Source organism: Chryseobacterium sp. CG10_8, assembly GCF_058117085.1.
In genome coordinates this window covers 1-1,814 of sequence record NZ_JBYVEB010000216.1, presented here as the reverse complement: position 1 = coordinate 1,814, position 1,814 = coordinate 1, and the positions used below count along the sequence as shown (strand labels likewise).

Here is a 1,814-nt window from a genome sequence, read left to right as displayed (position 1 = left end):
TTTCAATATAAAAATTAAAACTTAGGAACAATAGCAGTTGCAGGAAACAAAAAAGTATTAGCAGCAAAGAATATTCAAATTTTGACTACGTCGAACCACTTCGTTAGATTTTAATTTGAGTATTCTGGTTGCTGAGCTTGCCGAAGTAAAGCCCGCTTTTGCTAATACACTGTTGTCTGCTGTGTTTTTTAGAAGTTAAATGTTAGTTTGGGTTTGAGAATTGAGGAATAAACTAAAATTAAAAATCCAAATATTATATAATATGTTCCTTTCGGAGAGTATTTAATAATTTTTTCAAAAAAAGAAGATTTGCTGTAGTTGTAATCATTCATATTTGCATAATCTCCATAAACTACATCCTCTCCAAAATATTTTTTTTCAGGTTTGAAATACAATACATAAAAACTGTTCGTTTTCTCAGTATCTATTCCATAAAAATCTTGCTTAGTTTTCAACATTATATTTAGCATTTTCACTAAATCTCCATAAGAATTTTCATTTGAGAACTTAAATTTTAATCCACTTTTTTCAACTTTATCATTCTGAAGTTTGATAATCAATTTTGCAAACTCTATTTCAGTTGTTTCATTAAAATTTTTAGGAATATTTATATGAGTGTAATTCCATCCTTCAATTGGGATTTGAGAGTATTCAGGAACTTTTTCTCCATTTTTGGCTTTATATGGAACTCCAATATCCATAACTCTCAAACTCATATCATTTAATATTGGTTGAGCCAAAAACCAAAATAGTGGCGCAAGAAAAATTAGGCTTATTATTCCTGCAACATAAAATATTTTTTTTCGCTTTTTCATTTGATGCGTTTTTTTTAACATAGCAGACAACGAAAAAGTATAAGCGAAGGACGGGCTTTTAGAACTGAAATTTCAAACAAAAACCAAACTAAGCAATTGCTTTTTTCGTGAAACTAAATTACAAAAAAATAACGAAACCGAAAAGCAGTGGCGGCGAAGAATATTCAAATTTTCAATTTGAGTATTCTGGTTGCTGAGCTTGCCGAAGCAAAGCCCGCTTTTGCTAATACACTGTTATACGACGTTTTTTAATTGTTTAAAACTCCATTCCAAACCATCAAAAATTATTTTTTCTGATATTAAAAATTCTTCATTATCAAGTTCAAAGTTTATTTTAAGATTTGTTTCAATGCTTTCTTTGTTAAAACTCCAGCCAGTAAAATCAGAACTTATTATCTTTTGCATTTTGAAACCTAACTTTGATTTTGTAACTTTAAAAAGCAAAACATATTCATCTGATAAATCAATAGGTAGATATTTTGTTTGATTTTTTTCAATGGATTTAAATGTCTTTTCCCAAAATTTTAATATTTCAGTAGAAATTATTTTCGTAGACTCTTCATCTGAAATATTTTCAAATAATTTATCGTCTATTTTCAGAAAATCAACCCAATAATAACTATCAGAAATTATTAAATCATTGACTGGAAATAAATCAATTTTAATGAACAAATCTTTATGTCTATTTCCGAGTAAATCAACGATTAATCTCATAACGTAATTTTTGTAAAATGTCGTATAACGAAAAAGTATTAGCGAAGGCGGGCGAAAAGTGAACTGAAACCTAACGAAGTGGTTCGATGTAGTCAAAGTTCAGTTTTAGACCAACTGAAGCCAATGCTTTTTCAATTAAGTAAACTTACAAAATTATTACGGAATTGAAAAGCAGTGGCGGCGAAGAATATTCAAATTTTCAATTTGAGTATTCTGGTTGCTGAGCTTGTCGAAGTAAAGCCCGCTTTTGCTAATACACTGTTAGCCGTAGTTATTTTTTATTTT

The 1,814-nt window shown here is 28.9% G+C and carries 2 protein-coding genes; both read right to left on the bottom strand.

Annotation, left to right across the window (positions count from 1 at the left end; all coding sequences use genetic code 11):
* Nucleotides 1-188: 188 nt before the first annotated feature.
* Complete coding sequence (locus tag AC4AGG_RS16310; RefSeq protein WP_489773082.1) at nt 189-836, bottom strand: hypothetical protein; 648 nt, start codon at nt 834-836, stop codon at nt 189-191.
* A gap of 213 nt (nt 837-1,049) precedes the next feature.
* Complete coding sequence (locus AC4AGG_RS16305) at nt 1,050-1,529, bottom strand: hypothetical protein (protein ID WP_489773081.1); 480 nt, start codon at nt 1,527-1,529, stop codon at nt 1,050-1,052.
* Between the last annotated feature and the right edge of the window lie 285 nt (nt 1,530-1,814).

What these genes read in the sequence shown, in the direction of transcription:
- AC4AGG_RS16310 (WP_489773082.1), bottom strand. Translation starts at nt 836, where the DNA reads ATGTTAAAAAAAACGCATCAAATGAAAAAGCGAAAAAAAATATTTTAT.
- AC4AGG_RS16305 (WP_489773081.1), bottom strand. Translation starts at nt 1,529, where the DNA reads ATGAGATTAATCGTTGATTTACTCGGAAATAGACATAAAGATTTGTTC.